16 protein-coding genes are annotated in these 16,265 nt (G+C 70.5%); 8 read left to right on the top strand and 8 right to left on the bottom strand.

Going from position 1 to position 16,265, the window contains the following annotated elements:
• The first annotated feature begins 121 nt into the window (after positions 1-121).
• Together AB0E24_RS22065 and AB0E24_RS22060 are read left to right on the top strand one after the other, a co-directional pair.
• On the top strand, positions 122-526 hold the full coding sequence (locus AB0E24_RS22065) for a hypothetical protein (RefSeq protein ID WP_359379201.1): 405 nt from the start codon (positions 122-124) through the stop codon (positions 524-526).
• Positions 523-2,112, top strand: a complete 1,590-nt coding sequence (locus AB0E24_RS22060; protein WP_359379198.1) for a sodium/solute symporter — start codon at positions 523-525, stop codon at positions 2,110-2,112. The genes AB0E24_RS22065 and AB0E24_RS22060 overlap by 4 nt, the downstream gene beginning before the upstream one ends.
• 22 nt (positions 2,113-2,134) lie before the next feature.
• On the opposite strand, the gene AB0E24_RS22055 is transcribed toward AB0E24_RS22060, so the two are convergent.
• Entirely contained in the window at positions 2,135-2,710 is a 576-nt protein-coding gene (locus tag AB0E24_RS22055; protein ID WP_180990557.1) for a CGNR zinc finger domain-containing protein, read from the bottom strand.
• Between the two features lie 74 nt (positions 2,711-2,784).
• Here AB0E24_RS22055 and AB0E24_RS22050 point away from each other — a divergent pair, with 74 nt between their 5' ends.
• From AB0E24_RS22050 to ulaA, 3 genes are read left to right on the top strand one after another with little or no spacing between them, the layout of a single operon-like run.
• Positions 2,785-3,975, top strand: a complete 1,191-nt coding sequence (locus AB0E24_RS22050) for an MFS transporter (RefSeq protein WP_359379195.1) — start codon at positions 2,785-2,787, stop codon at positions 3,973-3,975.
• A gap of 29 nt (positions 3,976-4,004) precedes the next feature.
• The gene (locus AB0E24_RS22045; protein ID WP_359379192.1) at positions 4,005-4,841 is read left to right on the top strand and encodes a PTS sugar transporter subunit IIAB; all 837 of its coding nucleotides are present in this window, start codon (positions 4,005-4,007) and stop codon (positions 4,839-4,841) included.
• A gap of 23 nt (positions 4,842-4,864) precedes the next feature.
• Positions 4,865-6,421, top strand: coding sequence for a PTS ascorbate transporter subunit IIC (ulaA, locus tag AB0E24_RS22040; protein WP_069872242.1), 1,557 nt, complete (start codon positions 4,865-4,867; stop codon positions 6,419-6,421).
• A 69-nt stretch (positions 6,422-6,490) separates the two neighbouring features.
• On the opposite strand, the gene AB0E24_RS22035 is transcribed toward ulaA, so the two are convergent.
• Positions 6,491-8,740, bottom strand: a complete 2,250-nt coding sequence (locus tag AB0E24_RS22035; RefSeq protein WP_359379189.1) for an ATP-binding cassette domain-containing protein — start codon at positions 8,738-8,740, stop codon at positions 6,491-6,493.
• A gap of 135 nt (positions 8,741-8,875) precedes the next feature.
• Between AB0E24_RS22035 and AB0E24_RS22030 the strand changes: the two genes are divergently transcribed.
• Both AB0E24_RS22030 and AB0E24_RS22025 read left to right on the top strand, forming a co-directional pair.
• Positions 8,876-9,610 carry a MerR family transcriptional regulator gene (locus AB0E24_RS22030; RefSeq protein WP_359379187.1) on the top strand — a complete coding sequence of 245 codons (735 nt, stop codon included), beginning with the start codon at positions 8,876-8,878 and terminating at the stop codon, positions 9,608-9,610.
• Between the two features lie 57 nt (positions 9,611-9,667).
• Positions 9,668-10,150, top strand: a complete 483-nt coding sequence (locus tag AB0E24_RS22025; RefSeq protein ID WP_102933503.1) for a VOC family protein — start codon at positions 9,668-9,670, stop codon at positions 10,148-10,150.
• A 105-nt stretch (positions 10,151-10,255) separates the two neighbouring features.
• Here the strand turns inward: AB0E24_RS22025 and AB0E24_RS22020 are convergent, their stop codons facing one another.
• A complete protein-coding gene (locus AB0E24_RS22020; RefSeq protein WP_099012451.1) occupies positions 10,256-11,206 on the bottom strand; it encodes a serine/threonine dehydratase in 951 nt (316 codons plus the stop codon).
• Positions 11,207-11,241: 35 nt separating this feature from the next.
• On the opposite strand from AB0E24_RS22020, the gene AB0E24_RS22015 reads away from it, so the two are divergent.
• A complete protein-coding gene (locus AB0E24_RS22015) occupies positions 11,242-11,895 on the top strand; it encodes a TetR/AcrR family transcriptional regulator (protein ID WP_359379183.1) in 654 nt (217 codons plus the stop codon).
• 57 nt (positions 11,896-11,952) lie between these two features.
• On the opposite strand, the gene htpG is transcribed toward AB0E24_RS22015, so the two are convergent.
• The 5 genes from htpG to AB0E24_RS21990 all read right to left on the bottom strand — a co-directional run bounded on the left by htpG (position 11,953) and on the right by AB0E24_RS21990 (position 16,087).
• Positions 11,953-13,893: a molecular chaperone HtpG gene (htpG, locus tag AB0E24_RS22010; RefSeq protein ID WP_359379181.1), complete on the bottom strand. Its 1,941-nt coding sequence runs from the start codon at positions 13,891-13,893 to the stop codon at positions 11,953-11,955.
• Positions 13,894-14,052: 159 nt separating this feature from the next.
• The gene (locus AB0E24_RS22005) at positions 14,053-14,202 is read right to left on the bottom strand and encodes a hypothetical protein (RefSeq protein WP_167459891.1); all 150 of its coding nucleotides are present in this window, start codon (positions 14,200-14,202) and stop codon (positions 14,053-14,055) included.
• Positions 14,203-14,343: 141 nt separating this feature from the next.
• Positions 14,344-14,790 (bottom strand): nitroreductase family deazaflavin-dependent oxidoreductase, encoded by a 447-nt coding sequence (locus tag AB0E24_RS22000; RefSeq protein WP_069872257.1) that lies wholly within the window; start codon positions 14,788-14,790, stop codon positions 14,344-14,346.
• 224 nt (positions 14,791-15,014) lie between these two features.
• Complete coding sequence (locus tag AB0E24_RS21995; protein WP_079256223.1) at positions 15,015-15,203, bottom strand: hypothetical protein; 189 nt, start codon at positions 15,201-15,203, stop codon at positions 15,015-15,017.
• A 227-nt stretch (positions 15,204-15,430) separates the two neighbouring features.
• Positions 15,431-16,087, bottom strand: a complete 657-nt coding sequence (locus tag AB0E24_RS21990) for an SCO2207 family protein (RefSeq protein ID WP_069872262.1) — start codon at positions 16,085-16,087, stop codon at positions 15,431-15,433.
• Positions 16,088-16,265: the final 178 nt, after the last annotated feature.

The raw sequence follows: 16,265 nt of genomic DNA, 5'->3' as shown, positions 1-16,265 counted from the left end.
CGCCGATCATGTGCGCCCGTCACACGGTCCGCCGGTTGGCCTGTACGCGACCGTGCCGACCTGCTGTCGTGGCGATTCCGTCCCGGTGACGTGGGACGGAATCCGCACAAGGAGCCGCGACATGTCCGACCACGACCACCTCTGGGGCCCGCACGTCCCGTCCGTCCCGTCCGTCGGGTCCCGCGCCACGCACCCCACCGCGCACCGCGGCCCGTACCGCACCACGCGCCGTGCCGCCACGATGCCGCACCACGCCACGGCGCCGCCTCCGCCTCCGCCTCCGCCGGAGCGGCGCTCGCCGTGGCAGCGGCCGTGGCCCTGGCCGGCGCGGGCGGCCTGCGCCGCGCTCACCTGTCATGTGGCCGCGGTGGTGGTGAACTGCGCCGCCGAGGGTGTGGTCAACCTCGGTGCGGGCGGCGGGTTCACCGTGGGCGCCATGCTGATCGGCCTGGACACGGCGGTGCTGCTCACCGTCCTGGCCCGGGCCCACCGCCGGTCCGGCGCCGCGGGGGAGGGGGAGCGGTGAGCTTCCTCGACCCCAGAACGCTGGCGTTCGTGCTCTTCGCGGGCTTCATGGCCATCTCGTTCCTGCTCTGCATCCTCGCGGCCACCGGCAATGACGACCCCACCGAGTTCTACCTCGGCACCGGCGCGCTCAGCCCGATGCAGAACGGCCTGGCCATCGCGGGTGACTACATCTCCGCCGCCACCGTGCTCAGCACCACCGGCACCATCGCCCTCGCCGGATTCGACGGGGTGCTCATCGCCACCTCCACCGTGCTCTCCATCCTGCTGTTCATGCTGGTCCTCGCCGGACCGCTGTGCGGACGCGGGCAGTTCACCCTCGGCGACGTCCTCTCCGAGCGGCTGAGCGAGCGCCCCGCCCGCGTAGGCACCGCCGTCGTGGTGCTGGTGGTGGTCCTGCCGCTGCTGCTGGTACAGCTCAACGGCGCAGGCGACATGCTGGCGCTGCTGCTCGGCATCCCCGGAAGCGGCGCGGTCACCGGCTGCACCGTCTTCATCGGCTCGCTCATGGTCTGCTACGCCGCCCTCGGCGGGATGAAGGGCACCGGCTTCATCCAGATCCTCAAGACGGTGCTGCTGCTCGCCGCGTTCGTCCTGCTCGCCTGCCTGGTGCTGAGGCGCTTCTCCTGGAACCCGGTCGCCCTCTTCGACGCCGCGGCCGACGCCAGCGGCTACGGCAACGGCTTCTGGCAGTCCGGCCGCCAGTACGGAGACTCCCTCAGCGGCCGCCTGGACGTCATCAGCGTCCAGCTCACCCTCGCCGTCGGCGCGGCCTGTATGCCCCATCTCACCATGCGGCTGCACCCGATCCGCGGGATGCGGGCCGCCCGCGCCGCCACCACCTGGGCGGTCGGCGCGGTCACCACCATCCTCGGGCTGATCGTGATCGTGGGTGCCGGAGCCACCGCCGTCGTGGGCGCCCGCGCCCTGCGCGCCTCCGACCCCACCGGCGGCGACTCCCTGCTGCTGCTCACCCTCGCCCTGGACCCGGCGGCGCCGGAGGCCCACCGCAGCCTGCTCTTCTCCGTCGTGGCCTGCGCGGTCGTCGCCACCACGCTCGCGGCGGTCGCCGGGCTCACCCTGGCCGCCGCGGCCTCCCTCGCCCATGACGTGCTGGCCAAGGTCGTCTTCAGGGGCAGGCTCTCGGCCGATCGCGAGCTCGCCGCCGCCCGCGCGGCCATCGTGGCCGTCGGCGTCACGGCCGTCGTCCTCGCCATCGTGACCCAGCACTGGAACCGGCAGGTCCTGATCTCCTTCACCTTCGCGGCCGCCGCCTCGGCCCTGCTGCCGGTCGTGCTCTACGGCACCCTGTGGCGCGGCTTCACGGTGAACGGACTGCGCTGGGCGCTGTACGGGGGGCTCGTGCTCACCGCCGTGGCCATGGCCTTCTCCCCGGCGATCTCCGGCAACCCCCTCGCGGTCTTCCCCGACCGCGACTTCCACTGGTTCCCGCTCCGCAACCCCGGCCTCATCACCGTCCCCGCCGGGTTTCTGCTCGGCTGGTTCGGCTCCCGTATCGGACGCCGGGCTCGGCATGCCCAGGACCCCGCGCGGGGCGACACGCCCTACGCGACGCACCCCGGCTGACGCGTCGAATCCGCCGGAGTCCTCACGGGGACCGGGATCCGGCCCTGGCGCGCCGGTGGGCGGCCACCCGCTCCCGGGTCGCGCACCGGCGAGAACAGTAGCGGCGCTCCGGTCCGCTGCCCACGGTGAGGAAGACATCGCCGCAGCCGGGGGAGGAGCACAGACCGCCGGGCGGGCGCTGACCCTCCCAGAGCAGCACGGTCAGCGCCATGCACGACGAGGCCAGGAACCATTCGCCCCAGGGCGCCTCGTCATCGCTGTCCAGATGCGGATGCCAGGGCGAGCGGCCGTCGTGCGAGCTGAGCCGCAGCGGACCCGTGCCCTCCCGCAGCAGCCGGTTCAGCACCCCGGCGGCTTCGTCGACACCGTCGGCGGTGAACACCTCGCGCAGCCGCAGCGCGGCGGTGCGCAGGCCCGCGACATCGCCGGCGGTGAGCTCGAGCGGGCCGAGCTCGCCGTGGTCGAGAAGGATCCCGGCGATCGCGCCGGGATCCGGATCCGGCTCCGCGGTCAGGGCGTTGACGAGGGCGGCGGTGCGGCGGGCGGTGGCCCGTACCGAATGCCGGGTGGACCGGTCGTCGTTCAAGGGTGGTGACACGGGGTCAATGTAACGCACCTGGCGAGGTTTTGCGTTAGCTGCGTAATGTGCCGCGCATGTTAGGGCGTTACGCGATGAGGTGCTATCTGGGCGGCGCGGCCGCCGCCCGCGCGGGGGACGAGATGTCCGGCCCCGCGCTGCTGCTGGCCGGACCGGCGCTCACCGGTTCCGCCACCTCCGGCTCGTCGCTGCTGGCGGGCGTCATGGTCGCGGCGGCGCTCGGCGGGCCGCTCTTCGGGGTGCTGCTCGACCGCTCCGCCCGGCCGGGGCGGCTGCTGGCCGCGGCGCTCGCCTTCTACGCGGCGGCGCTGACCGCGATCCTCCTGGCCCTGGAGCGGCTGCCGTTCGCCCTCACGGTGCTTCTCGCGGTGGGTGCGGGGGTGCTGGGACCGGCCCTGTCCGGCGGCTGGACCTCCCAGCTGCCGCGGGTGGCGCCGCCGGGGACCCTGCCCCGTGCCAACGCGCTCGACGCGATGACGTTCAGCCTCGCCGCGCTGGTGGGGCCCGCACTCGCCGGGGCCGTGGCGGGGGCGCTCGGGGCGCCGGCCGCCGTGGCGGTGTCCATCGCGCTGATCGGCCTCGCGCTGCCCGCAGCCTGGGCGCTCCCCGCGCCTGAGCGGCCCGTCTCCACACCGCCGCCCACCTCCTCGGTCCGGGCCGATCTCACCGCCGGGCTGCGGGTCGTCGCCCGCAACCGGCGCCTGGCCCGCGCCACCGCCACCTCCGTCATCTCCTGTGTGGGCCAAGGCGCGTTGCTCACCTGCTGCCCGCCGCTCGGCGCGGCCGTACTCGGCGGTGCCGACCGTGGCGCCCTGCTGCTGTCCGCCACCGCCGCATCGGCCCTCGTGGCCAACGCGGCCCTCTCCCGCCACCCGCGCCCACCGCGCCCGGACACCGTGCTCCTCGGTGGCGCCCTGCTGCTCGCCCTCGCGCCCCTGCTGGCGGCCATCGGCCATCCGGCCCCGGTGATCGCCGCCGCGCTGCTCACCGGCGCCGCCGAAGGCCCGCTGCTCACGGCCCTGTTCGCGGTGCGCCACCGGGAGGCGCCCGAGCGGCTGCGCGGTCAGGTCTTCACCACCGGCGCCAGCCTGAAGATCACCGGCTTCGCCCTGGGCGCGGCGCTCGCCGGTCCGCTCGCCGCCTGGTCGCTGCCCGGCGCTCTGGTGGCCGCCGCGGGGTGCGCGGGGCTCGCGGCCCTCGTCTTCGTATGCTGGTCCAAGGGCACGGAGGCTACCGCTCCGCTTCCACCCCCGGGGGCTGTGTGACGGTGCCCATGTCATCCATGATGACCTGCATGGAAGATCTGAAAGACCTGCTCCCGGTCGAGGCCGTACGGCTCGACGTCCGGGCGGCCGACTGGCGTGAGGCGATAGGCGCCGCCGGGCGTCTCATGGTGGAAACGGGAGCCGCCACCGACGAGTACACCCGCGAGATGGTCGCCAACGTCGAGGAGAACGGTCCGTATATCGTCATCGCCCCCGGGGTGGCCTTCGCCCACTCCCGGCCGTCCCCGGCGGTGCTCACCACCGGGATGTCCTGGGTCCGGCTCGCCGAGCCCGTGGAATTCGGGCATGAGTCCAACGACCCGGTCACCCTCGTGGTCGCCCTGGCCGCCAAGGACTCGGCCGCGCACACCTCCGCGATGGCGAGCCTGGCACGGCTCCTGGGCGACCCCGGCACCGCGGCCGCCCTCGCGGCGGCGCCCACCCCGGAGGCGCTGCACGCGGTGCTGACCGGGGACGGTGCCGAGGCGTCCGACCCGTCCGCCGAACCCGAACCGTCCGCCGCCTCCAAGCCGTTCGCCGCCCCCGAACCGTCCGCCGCCTCCGGGCCCCGAGCGGCCTCGCTGCACAAGATCCTCACCGTCTGCGGCAATGGCGTGGGCACCAGTCTGTTCCTCAAGAACACCCTGGAGCAGGTGCTGGACCGCTGGGGCTGGTCCAGGTTCGTCACCGTGGAGGCCACCGACACCATCTCCGCGAAGGGCAAGGCGTCCGAGGCCGTGGCCCTGCTCACCTCCCGTGAGATCGCCAGGACTTTGGGGGATGTGGGACGGCCCGTGAAGGTCGTCCAGGACTTCACCAGCACCGCCGAGGTGGACGCGGTGCTCCGGGACACGTACGACGTCTGAACGACGGGGACAGAGGAAGCACCATGAGCTGGTTTGTCACCCTCGCCACGTTTCTCGTCAATGAGATTCTGAGCGAACCCGCGTATCTGATCGGCATCATCACCGCCGTCGGACTGATCGCGATGAGGAGAAGCACCGGGCAGATCATCGGCGGCGCCATCAAGGCGACCCTCGGTTTTCTGCTGATCGGCGCGGGAGCGGGACTGGTCACCGACTCCCTCGCCCCCCTGGGCACCATGATCCAGGGCGTCACCGGCGCCCACGGCGTCATCCCCACCAACGAGGCCATCGTCGGCATCGCCCAGGACCAGTTCGGCTCCCGGGTCGCCTGGCTGATGATCCTGGGCTTCGTGGTCAGCCTGCTGCTGGCCCGGTTCACCCCGCTCCGCTATGTCTTTCTGACCGGCCACCACATGCTGTTCATGGCCACGCTGCTGACCGTGGTTTTGGCCAACGGCGGCCGCTCGACCGTCGCCGTGGTGGCCGTCGGCGGTGTGCTGCTGGGCATCATGCTGGTCGCGATGCCCGCCTTCGCCCACCCCTGGACCAAGCGGGTCACCGGAAGCGACACCGTCGCCATCGGCCACTTCGGCACCGCCGGATACATCGTGGCGGGCGCGGCCGGAAAGGTGGTCGGCAGGCGCAGCCGCTCCACCGAGGAGATGAAGCTCCCCGAGGGGCTGCGCTTCCTGCGCGACTCGATGGTGGCCACCGCCCTGTCGATGCTGCTGATCTACCTGGTCATGGCCGTCCTCCTGCTCGTCAAGGAGGGGCAGAAGGCCGCCTTCAAGGCGTTCGCCACGGGCACCGGCGGCGCCGTGGCCACCGGCACCGGGAACTATCTGATGCAGTCCGTGATGCAGGGGCTCCAGTTCGGCATCGCGGTCGCGGTGATCCTCTTCGGCGTCCGTACGATCCTCGGCGAGCTCGTCCCGGCCTTCCAGGGGATCGCGCGGAAGGTCGTCCCCGGCGCCCTGCCCGCGCTGGACGCGCCCATCGTGTTCCCGTACGCGCAGAACGCGGTGCTGATCGGCTTCCTCTCCAGCTTCACCGGCGGCCTGATCGGTCTGGCCCTGCTCACCTGGGTGTTCAATCCGGCCTTCGGTCTCGCCCTGGTGCTGCCCGGCCTGGTGCCGCACTTCTTCACCGGCGGCGCGGCCGGGGTCTACGGCAACGCGACCGGTGGCCGGCGCGGCGCGGTGGTGGGGGCGTTCCTCAACGGGCTGCTCATCACCTTCCTCCCCGCCCTGCTGCTCAAGGTGCTCGGCGCGTTCGGCGACCAGAACACCACCTTCGGCGACGCCGACTTCGGCTGGTTCGGCGCGCTCATCGGCAACGCGGGCAAGGCCGGTGGCGCCGCCGGACTCATCGTCATCCTGCTGCTCGGCCTCGCGGTCCTCGGGGCCGCGATCCTGGTGCAGAAGCGGGTGGTCGACACCGGCTGGGACCCGGGCGCGGCACGCGACGCCCTGATGCCGCGCGAAAGCGTGGTGGCGCCCGCCGAGACCGGCGCCACCACGGCCGCGTACGCCAAGATCCCGCCGCCCGCGGGCGCTCCCGCACCCCCGCCCGCCCCCTGACGCACGGTGGCGGACCAGTGGTCCCGTCCCGAGCCATGAGGGCGGGGCGGGACCACCGGGGCGGGGGGCTCACGCCTGCTTGACGTAGTCGCGCAGGTGGACGGCGGTGAGGCTGCCGCCGGTGTCCACGAGGTCGGCCGGGGTGCCGGTGAACACCACCTGACCGCCGTCATGCCCCGCCCCCGGACCCATGTCGATGATCCAGTCCGCATGGGCCATCACGGCCTGGTGGTGCTCGATGACGACGACCGTGTTGCCCGCGTCGACAAGGCGGTCGAGCAGGGCGAGCAGCTGGTCCACATCGGCGAGGTGCAGTCCGGTGGTCGGTTCGTCCAGGACGTAGGTCGTACCGCTCCGCGCCATATGGATGGCCAGCTTCAGCCGCTGGCGCTCACCCCCGGAGAGCGTGGTGAGCGGCTGGCCGAGACCCAGATAGCCCAGCCCCACCGCGGTCAGCCGGTCCAGGATCACCCGGGCCTGACCGGTGGTGAAGAACTCCCGCGCCTCGGCCACCGACATGCCCAGGACTTCGCTGATGTTCTGTCCGCGCAGCCGGTACGTCAGCACCTCGGGCCGGAACCGCCTGCCCTCACAGCCCTCGCACACCGAGGCCACCTCGGCCATCATGGCGAGATCGGTGTAGATCAGCCCGATGCCCTTGCACAGGGGGCAGGCACCCTCGGAATTGGCGCTGAACAGACCCGGTTTGACGCGGTTGGCCTTGGCGAACGCGGTCCGGATCGGATCGAGAAGCCCCGTATAGGTGGCCGGGTTGCTGCGACGGGAGCCACGGATCGCCGACTGGTCGGCGACGATCACCTCCTCCCGCCCGGACAGCGACCCATGGATCAGGGAGCTCTTGCCCGATCCGGCGACACCGGTGATCACGGTGAGCACACCGAGGGGGATGTCGACGCTCACATCCCGCAGATTGTGCAGTCGCGCGCCCCGGACCGGCAGTTGCCCGGTGGGCCGCCGCGCCTTCTCGCGCAGCCGCACCCGGTGGTCCAGATGGCGCCCGGTGAGGGTGTCGGAGGCGCGCAGCCCGGCCAGGTCGCCCTCGTAGCAGATCCGCCCGCCCGCCGCCCCCGCGCCGGGCCCCAGGTCCACCACATGGTCGGCGATCCGGATGGTCTCCGGTTTGTGCTCCACGACCAGCACCGTGTTGCCCTTGTCGCGCAGCTGGAGCAGCAGACGGTTCATCCGCTCGATGTCATGCGGATGCAGGCCCACCGTGGGCTCGTCGAAGACATAGGTCACATCGGTCAGGCTGGAGCCGAGGTGCCGGACCATCCGCACCCGCTGGGCCTCGCCACCGGACAGGGTGGAGGACTCCCGGTCCAGGCTCAGATACCCCAGCCCGATCTCGGTCAATGAGTCCAGGAGAGCGCACAGGTTCTCCAGAACCGGTCCGACGGAATCGTGCCGGACACCGCGGACGAACTCCGCGAGATCGCTGATCTGAAGGGCCGAGCACTCCGTGATGGAGCGGCCGTCGATCCGGCAGGACCGGACGGCCTCGCACAGCCGGGCGCCCTCACACTCGGGGCACTCGGTCAGGGTCATGGCCCGGTCGGCGAACGCACGCGTCCGCGGCTGCATCGTCTCCCGGTCCTTCCCGAGGTACAGCCGGCGGACCTTGGTCACCAGCCCCTCGTAGGTGAGGTTGTTCTTCCCCACCTTGATCTTGGTGGCCGGTTTGTGGAGGAAGTCCTCCCACTGCTCGGGGGTGTACTCCCGGACCCTGATATCGGGGTCGAAAAGGCCGGAGGCCGCCATAACCTGCCAGTGCCAGCTGTCCACCTCGAATCCGGGGACGGTGATCGCCCCCTCCTTCAATGACTTCTCCGTGTCGACGAGTTGGCCGATGTCGATGTCGGTGACCTTGCCGAGCCCCTCGCACCGCGGACACATGCCCTCCGCGGTGTTGAAGCTGAAGGCGAGGGGAGGGCCGACATAAGGGCTGCCGATCCGGCTGAACAGGATCCGCAGCAGGGTGTGGGCGTCGGTGGCGGTGCCCACGGTGGAACGGGAGTTGGCGCCCATCGGCTCCTGGTCCACGATGATCGCCGCACTCAGATTCCGCAGCGAGTCGACTTCCGGACGGCCAGGCGTCGGCATGAAGTTCTGGACGAACGCCGAATAGGTCTCGTTGATCAGCCGCCTCGACTCCGCGGCGATGGTGTCGAAGACGAGCGAGGACTTACCGGAGCCGGAGACACCGGTGAAGACCGTGAGGCGTTGCTTGGGAATGTTCACACTCACGCCCTGGAGATTGTTCTCCCTGGCGCCACGGACCTTGATTTCGCTGACATCCATGCCTTCAAGTGTTTCATTGAAGTGCACGTTGAGACTTTTCGCGGATTTCCTTCCCATGGCCGCTGGCTGCGCCGTGGGAGAGTGAGCGCTAACCTTCAACTCGCCCGTGAACCCCTGCCTCGAAGGTGACGAACCGTGAGCCGTACGGACGCCGCGCTGCGCCCCGTCGATCTGGCCCGGATGGCGGGTGTCTCCACCCAGCAGATCCGCAACTACGTCGACGCGGGCATCCTGCCCCCGGCCGCCCGCACCCCCGCCGGATACCGCAGACTCGGCGACCGGCACCGCAGAGCCCTGGTGACCTTCCGGGCCCTGCTGCCGGGATACGGCCCGGAGACCGCCCGCGAGGTCATGCGGGCCGTGCACGCCGAGGACATCGCCCTGGCGCTCACCCTGGTCGACGCCGGCCATGCCGCGCTCCATGGCCAGCGGCTCTCCCTCCGGGAGGCGGGGAAGGCGCTCGAAGCGGTCGCCGAGCAGAACACGGACACCTCGGCGCCGTCCCGCTCCGGGCCGCTGCGCATCGGCGAGGTGGCCGCCCGTCTGGGCCTGCGCACCTCGGCCCTGCGGGTGTGGGAGTCCGCGGGACTGCTGCGCCCGCGGCGCGACCCGGGCACCGGCTACCGCGTCTACGGCCCGTCCGATGTCCGCGACGCCCGGATGATCGACCTGCTGCGCCAGGTCCGCTATCCGCTGCCCCAGATCCGGCCCGTCCTGGACGGCCTGCGCCGCACCGGCGGCAGCGAGGCCCTGCGTACGGTCATCGCGCAGCGCCAGGAAGGGCTCGCCCAGCGGGCCACGGCCATGCTCGAGGGCTCCTGCCGGCTGCACCACTACCTCACCGGAAATCCGCCGGCCGAGGACCGATGAGTTCCCGGCGCGGGAGCGGTCTGAAGGGTTAAACGCTCCCCAGCGCAGGAGGTACCGATGGCCGGCGACGGATTCACCACGTGTCTGTGGTTCGACGGCAAGGCCGAAGAGGCGGCGCAGCACTACGTTTCGATCTTCAAGAACTCCAGGCTCGGACGGATCACGCACTACACCGGGGTCGAGCCCGGCGGCCCGGCGGGGACCGTGCTGACCGTCGAGTTCGAGGCCAACGGACAGAAGTTCGTGGGGCTCAACGGCGGGCCGGAGTTCACCTTCAGCGAGGCCATCTCCTTCCAGGTCCACTGCGAGGACCAGGACGAGGTGGACTACTACTGGAGCAGGCTCTCCGAGGGCGGCGAGGAGGGCCCCTGCGGCTGGGTGAAGGACAAGTTCGGGGTGTCCTGGCAGATCGTCCCCACCGCGCTCCTCGAGATGATCAGCAGCGAGGACCCGCAGAAGGCCAAGCGGGCCACCGAGGCGATGATGAAGATGGGCAAGCTGGACATCGCCGCGCTCCGGGCGGCCTACGACGGCGCGTAACCGGCCACGGGGAACGGGCCCGTGCGGCATCCGGTCGGACTGCCGTACGGGCCCGTCCACGGTCGTGAGACCCGAGCCGCCCCGGCCCGGCCCGCGGCCGTACCGCTAACGGGCCCGGGTGAGGTCCGCCGGGTCGGTGTTGGCGCCGCAGAGGAGCACCGCGACCTTCTCCCCGGGCCGTGGCCGGTACACACCGGAGGTCAGGGCCGAAAGCGCCGTGGCCGCCGCGTGCTCGACCGCGATCCTGCGCTCGTCCCACAGGGCCTGTCGCGCGGAGACGATCGCCTCGTCGGACACCAGGACGGACCGCACCCCGTCCTTACGGGCCCACGCCAGCGCGTCCGAGGACACATGGCGCGCCCCCAGCGAGTCCGCCGCCACCGAGTCCACCGGCACATCGACCACCGCACCGGCCTCCAGCGCGGCGTTCAGGGCCCGGCACCCGTACGGCTCCACGGCGACGACCCCCACCCCGTGCTCCAGGGCGGACACCGCGACACCGGTGAACAGCCCGCCGCCCCCGACCGCCACCACCACGGTGTCCAGGTCGGGCCGGGCCCGGAGGATCTCCTCCATCACGGTGCCCGCCCCGGCGGCGATCAGCGGGTGGTCATATGCGTGCGAGAGCAGCGCGCCGGTCTCGGCGGCGTGCTTCTGCGCGGCATCCCGCGCGTCGGCGTACTCGGTGCCGGTCTGGTGGACCTCGGCGCCGAGCCGGCGCAGCCGGTCGACCTTCACCGGGGGAGCGGTCTCGGGCACGAACACGGTGGCGGGCACGGAGTGCCGTGCGGCCGCCCACGCACACGCCAGCCCGGCGTTTCCGCCCGACGCGATGACGACACCCGTGCCGGGCAGGGTGCCCGCCTCCCGGTGGGCCCTGGTGAAGTTGAACGCGCCGCGCGCCTTGAAGGTGCCGGTGTACTGGAGGAACTCCAGGGCCAGCCATCCCTCGGCCGCACCCCACGTCCCCTGCTCCACCGGCGCGAGCGCCACGGGCCGGATATGTCCCGCGGCCCGCTGGGCCGCGGCTCGTACATCCTCGATGGAAAGAGTCACTGAAACACTGTAACAACCACTGGTACGCTCGGGCCGTGCGAAGCAACCGGGACCGAGCCGATCAGCCCACTCTGGAGGCCATCGCCGAGGCGGCCCTGTCCGTCGTCGACGACGAGGGGCCCGAGGCGCTGAGCTTCCGCAGGGTGGCGCAGCTGCTGGGGGTCTCCCACGCCACGGTCTTCCGCCGCTGCGGCGACTTCGACGGTCTGGTGAACGCGTGCGCGGACCGGCTGGCCGCGCGGATGCCGCTGGTGGGGCAGGACCTCGACTGGGCAACCGCCACCGAGGCCCGCTTCTCCGCGTTCTACGAGGTGCTGATCGAGCACCCCGGTCTTGTGGCGCTGCGCTCGGGCCGTGCCTGGTGGGGCCCGCATCTGCTGAGCCGCCTGGTGGAGCCGCAGCTGGCACACAGCGTCGCCGCCGGAATGACACCCGACGCGGCGATCCGGGTCTACCGGCGGCTGTATCTGCTCACGCTCGGCGCCGTCGCCTTCGTCGACCACCGTGACGTGAAGAAGGTGCGCTCCGCCGCGCGTACGGCGCTCGCCGCGCTGGACCCCGAGGACTTCCCGACCCTCACCGGCAACCTCGCCGTCGTCCTGCCCGCGCTGACCGACCACGAGGTCTACCACGGCGCGCTGCGGCAGCTGATCGACGCCTCCGCGTCGGCCTGCCTCGGCGGACGGTGACCGACACGAAGCGGGGCGGGCCCGAGTGGGCCCGCCCCGCGTCACGCCGAGGCATGGCTAGAGCGTCTGCTGCACCCGCTCCGCCACCAGCTTGATGAAGCGCGACGGATCGCTCAGCTCACCGCCCTCGGCGAGCAGCGCCATGCTGTGGAGCAGCTCGGCCGTCTCCGCGAGCCCGCTGTCGTCCTTGCGCTCGGAGTGGGCCTTGCGCAACCCGCTGACCAGCGGATGGGTGGGGTTGATCTCCAGAATGCGCTTGATCTGGGGCATGTTCTGGCCCATGGAGCGATAGATGTTCTCCAGGGCCGGGGTGACATCGAAGGTGTCACCCACGATGCAGGCCGGGGAGGTGGTCAGCCGTGAGGACAGCCGAACCTCCTTGACCTGCTCGCTCAGCGTCGTCGTCATCCAGGTGAGCAACTCGGCGAAGTCCTTCTGCCGCTGCTCCCGCTCGGCCTCCGCCTCCTCGTCCTTCTCGTCCTGGGAGTCGAGATCGACCTGGCCCTTGGCGATGGAACGGAGCTGCTTGCCGTCGAACTCCGGCACGGCGTCGACCCACAGCTCGTCGATGGGGTCGGTGAGGAGGAGTACCTCGAAGCCCTTGTCCCGGAACGCCTCCATATGGGGCGAACTCTCCATGATCGACCGGGACTCGCCGGTCATGTAGTAGATGTGCTCCTGCCCGTCCTTCATGCGCTCGACGTAACCGCGCAGCGTGGTCGGCTGCTCGGTGTCATGGGTCGAGGCGAAGGAACACACCTCGAGGATCGCCTCGCGGTTCTCCAGGTCGCCGAGGAGACCTTCCTTGAGGACGCGGCCGAATTCCTTCCAGAAGGTCGCGTAGCGCTCCGCGTCGGAGGACATGATGTCCTTCACCGTGGAGAGCACCTTCTTCACCAGACGCCGCCGCATCAGCTGAATCTGGCGGTCCTGCTGAAGGGTTTCCCGCGAGACGTTCAGCGAGAGGTCCGCCGCGTCCACCACGCCCTTGATGAAGCGGAGGTATTCCGGCATCAGCGCTTCGCAGTCGTCCATGATGAAGACGCGCTTGACATAGAGCTGAACCCCCCGCTTGCGGTCCTGCATATACAGGTCCTGCGGTGCGCGGGCCGGAATGAAGAGCAGCGACTGGTATTCGAAGGTGCCCTCCGCCTGCATGCGGATGGTCTCGAGCGGATCGGCCCAGTCATGGCTGATGTGCTTGTAGAACTCGTGGTATTCCTCGTCGGTGACCTCGCCCTTGGGGCGGGCCCACAGCGCCTTCATCGAGTTCACGGTCTCGAGCTCGGGCGCCTTCTCCTCGCCCTCCTCCGCCTCGTCCTCCGCCGTGGCCGGGGGCTGGGCGGGGGCCATCCTGATGGGCCAGGTGATGAAATCCGAGTGCTGTTTGACGATTTCCCGGATCTTCCACGGCGAGGCGTAGTCGTAGAGGTGGTCCTCGGTGTCCTCCGGCTTGAGCCGCATCCTGACGGAGGTGCCCTGCGGCGCGTCGTCGACCGGCTCGATCGTGTAGGTGCCCGCGCCGCTGGAGACCCAGCGGGTGCCCTGGCTCTCCCCCGCGTGACGGGTCACCAGGGTCACCTCGTCGGCCACCATGAAGCTGGAGTAGAAGCCCACCCCGAACTGCCCGATGAGGTCCGCGGAGGCGGCCGCGTCCTTCGACTCCCGCAGCTCCTTGAGGAATTTGGCGGTGCCGGAGTTCGCGATCGTGCCGATGAGCTCCACGACTCCGTCATGCGACATGCCGATGCCGTTGTCGCGGACGGTCAGTGTGCGCGACTCCTGGTCGATCTCGATGGCGATATGGAGATCAGAGGTGTCCGCCTGAAGGCTTTCGTCACGCAGCGATTCGAGGCGCAGTCTGTCCAGCGCGTCGGAAGCGTTGGAGATGAGCTCCCGCAAGAAGACGTCCTTGTTCGAGTAGATCGAATGGATCATCAACTGGAGAAGCTGCCGCGCCTCGACCTGAAACTCGAAAGTCTCGACCCCTGTAGTCAACTGTTTCCCCTCGTGAGATAAGCGTCGACGCCGTCAAGCACAGTGCGTCATCAGCAGCTTATCGAAGGTGAGGGGTGTCGAGCGGCCTTCCTGGGAGTATCACGGACGGCCGCTCACGGGACATGGATCCGGTGGGCCGGGCGACGGGGCCGGTGCGCGTCAGCCGCCGCGCACCGTACTCCAGTCCAGGGCCTCGGCGGCCTCCCGCTGGATTTCCTCGGCCGCCTCCCGGGCCTCGGCGGGGACATCGCCGTGCTCCGCCACGAGGCTGTCGTAGATCGGCACGAAGTCGGACTTTTCTGCGTTCATGTGGCGCACTTTCTCGGTACGGATTCCGGGTCAGCCCCCGGCTACCCGATCTGTTGAACAGACATGCTTTGACGTGGATCACACAGGGCCTCCGGGTGATCCACGGGTGCCCGGCGCGGTGGACGCGCCGGGCACCGGGGGTCAGTGCCCGGTGGGCGACTGATCCAGGACGAACACCGGGATCTGGCGGTCGGTCTTCGTCTGGTACTCGGCGTAGTCCGGGAACGCCTCGACCGCGCGCCCCCACCACACGGCCTTCTCCTCGCCGGTGACCTCGCGCGCGGTCATGTCCTGCCGGATCGGGCCGTCCTGGAGCTCCACCCGGGGGTCGGCCAGGATGTTGTAGTACCAGACCGGGTGTTTGGGGGAGCCGCCCAGCGAGGCGACGACGGCATAGGCGCCGTTGTGCTCCACCCGCATCAGCGGGGTTTTGCGGATCTTTCCGCTCTTCGCGCCCCGCGTCGTCAGAACGATCACGGGCAGGCCCCGCAAGGTCGTTCCCTCGAGGCCGCCGGAGCTCTCGATCAGGTCGACCTGATCGCGTACCCACTTCTCCGGGCTCGGCTCGTACTCACCCTGCAACGGCATGATGTCCGTCCCCTCATCCCTTGTGCGAAGACTCGCCTGACGTCTCCCCGTGCCCATCCTCAACACGGGGAGTACGCGAGATCATCCCGACGGGCTCAGGCGCGTCGCGGCAGCGACACGGGGCGCGTCCAGGGGATGTCCAGGGATGTCCAGGGATGTCCGGGGGATATCTGAGGGAAGGCGAACGTCCGGGGGATGCCCCGGGGACCTTCGGGGGATGTCGGTTACGCCGCCATGGGGCGCTGGTCGGGGGGCGAGGCGGGGGCGGAGGAGGGGGTTTCCTTCTCGCCGTCCCGCTCCGCCGTGCGCTTCGACTCATCGGAGTGCCGTCCCTGAGGAGGGAAGGTCAGATCCGGTACGTCAACGACCGGCGGCAGATCGGGTGTGAGCAGTGGCTGCTCATTTCTGTCCATGGCGAGCGGGTACCCAGGTGCCGCGCTCTCACCCTGCGATACCGGTCACAGTCGGACATGGCGGTCAGATCGGCGGTTCATGCCCGTGTTGGGGCAGGCCGTGGACGCTTCGGCGGTCTGCGAAGTGATCCACGGCCTGCCCCCGGCGCCGGCGCGCCGCCGCTGTGCGGCCGGTGCGCACCCCGGCGGCACCCCGGCCGCCCCATGGCGTCCGGGGTGCCGCCGGTTCAGCCCACGCGTTCGATGCGCGCGTTGCGGATCAGGAATTTGCCCTGCTCGCGGACCTGCTCGAAGGCGGCGTTGTTCAGCAGGGCGCAGCTGCCCGAGGTCGAGGTGACGGAGACGGTTGTCGACTTGTCGTTGTCCAGATTGGTCACCTTCAGCTTCGTGCCGACCGGGAACTGATTGCTGGAGGCGGCCGGGGCCCCGCCCTCACCGGACAACGTGACGGTCGACCCCGCGCAGACGACCTCGCCGGAGGCACCGGTGTCACCGGCGCCGGGATCCGGGGCCGCCTCCGAGGCGGGAGCCGAGGCCGAGGCGCCGCCATCGGCCGGGGCCTCCGCCCCGGCCTGGCCCGTGCCCTCGCCGACGGCGCACCCCGATGCCTGCTGCTTTCGCTTGATCTCCTCGATCACGGCCTGGCGATTGGCTATCCGCGCCTCCGACTGCGCATCCGGATTGGCCCGCTGGTCCGCGATGAACTTCTCGTTGTTGGCCAGGGCCTGTTCCAGCCCGGTGCAGGCCGTGGAGGACTGCGCCGTGCCCTCGGTGCTGGCGTTGCTGGTGGCGGCCAGGACCCCGGCGCCGGTGCCCGCCAGCGCGAGCGAACCGACCAGCAGGCCGAGCTTCTTCTTGCCGCTGAGTGTCCTTCTGCGTGTCATGTCGACTCCTTGTTTCAAGCTGTCCGCCATCCCATACGGGCGGATGCCGGAGTCGTCTCATGACCGGCGGAAAGTTTTTTGGATGAATGTGATTGAGAATTGAACCGGGCCGGGCCTGCCGGGCCGGACCTTAAAAGGGCCTTAAGGCTTCATGAAGCCTTAAGGCCCTTTCCGGGGA

This window comes from Streptomyces malaysiensis subsp. malaysiensis (assembly GCF_040653035.1).
GTDB lineage: Bacteria > Actinomycetota > Actinomycetes > Streptomycetales > Streptomycetaceae > Streptomyces > Streptomyces malaysiensis.
The sequence above is the reverse complement of the archived record's forward strand: the minus strand, read 5'-3'. Positions and strand labels throughout refer to the sequence as shown.